The 1,174-nt window shown below is 63.6% G+C and carries 1 protein-coding gene and 1 pseudogene; one reads left to right on the top strand and one right to left on the bottom strand.

What is annotated here, in order from left to right; translation table 11 throughout:
* Positions 1–226, top strand: a pseudogene (locus BKH32_RS13130) (glutamate--tRNA ligase); the annotation flags it as partial.
* Positions 227–367: 141 nt separating this feature from the next.
* Here BKH32_RS13130 and BKH32_RS13135 read toward each other — a convergent pair.
* Positions 368–1,111, bottom strand: a complete 744-nt coding sequence (locus tag BKH32_RS13135; RefSeq protein ID WP_075250429.1) for a serine/arginine repetitive matrix protein 1 — start codon at positions 1,109–1,111, stop codon at positions 368–370.
* Positions 1,112–1,174 lie beyond the last annotated feature (63 nt).

Here is a 1,174-nt window from a genome sequence, read left to right on the forward strand (position 1 = left end):
TGAGCAGTGGGACAAGGACCGTCTGGAGGAGGCCCTCAAGACTGCTATCGTCGAGGGGCGGGGCATGCCCGACGGCGAGGGGATCAAACCGCGTCTGGCCTACGGCCCGTTGCGTGTCGCGGTGACCGGGCGACAGGTCTCTCCGCCCTTGTTCGAGTCCATGGAGATCCTCGGAAGCAGCTCCACCCTGAACAGGCTGAAGGCTCTTCGGGCCCGGCTCGGGTGACGTGACTGCAGAATCAACTGAGCCGGTGGGGCCGGGACGCGGCGCTGAGCGCGTGCGTCCCGGCCCCACCGGCCAGTGAGTGCAAAGCCGAGTGCAGGACCGCACCAGCCGTCCCGCTCTTCTGCGGGCCGCGCCGGCCGATTACATGGCTCCGGCGTCGATTCCCTGGACTCGGATACCGGCGAGAATTGTGTGCCACTGCTCTAAAGAGGCCGGTGTATCCGTTTGGCACACAAGTCCAACATTCAGGACGTATCCCTCTTTTCCGACGGTCCTGCTAAAACGATATCCCACGACAGGTGTATTCGGGGCGTTAGAGAAGTTGACGTTACCGCTGAATCCCACCTCGTAACCGGGAATCGTTCCGTTGTCGTCGCGCACTGCTTCGACAGGGGAAGGGGTGCCGGTGGTCTGATAGGCTGTGTAGTCGTCAGTCTTAAGCGATACGTCAGTCATCGACTGCAGCCCGTCGATGGGGTGGGGCGTGAAATACTCTTCCGAGACGTATTGGCTGATGTACCCCTGACAGACCTGCCCGTTGGTGAACTGGTATCCCTCGATGTGGACAGTATCGGAGTTCTTACTGGTGTTGGCCAGGTTGTCGTTTCGGGACCAGATGGAGGTGTCTTCGTTGGTGAAGGTGACTGACGGTGGAGACCATGTGGCGGCCGCAGAGGGGGTGGCGGACGGCGTCTTCGACGGCGTCGGGCGAGGTGTCTCGGATGGTTCTGAGTCGGAGGCGCTGGCCTCGGCGGAGGCGCCGGCGGGCTCGACGCTCAGCTGCCCCTTGTGGGCGGGGCCGCAGGCGCTCAGCGCCAGGCTGGCTGCGAGGCACATTCCCAGGGCGAGGCGACGAGCTCTGGAGGGGGTGCGGGCGAGGAACATCTGGCGGTGGTGCGGTGCTGGATGAGGCAATGCGGCTCTCCTGGCCTCGAGTTTTCATCGTTG

Source organism: Actinomyces oris (assembly GCF_001929375.1).
In the GTDB taxonomy this organism is placed as follows: Bacteria; Actinomycetota; Actinomycetes; order Actinomycetales; family Actinomycetaceae; genus Actinomyces; species Actinomyces oris_B.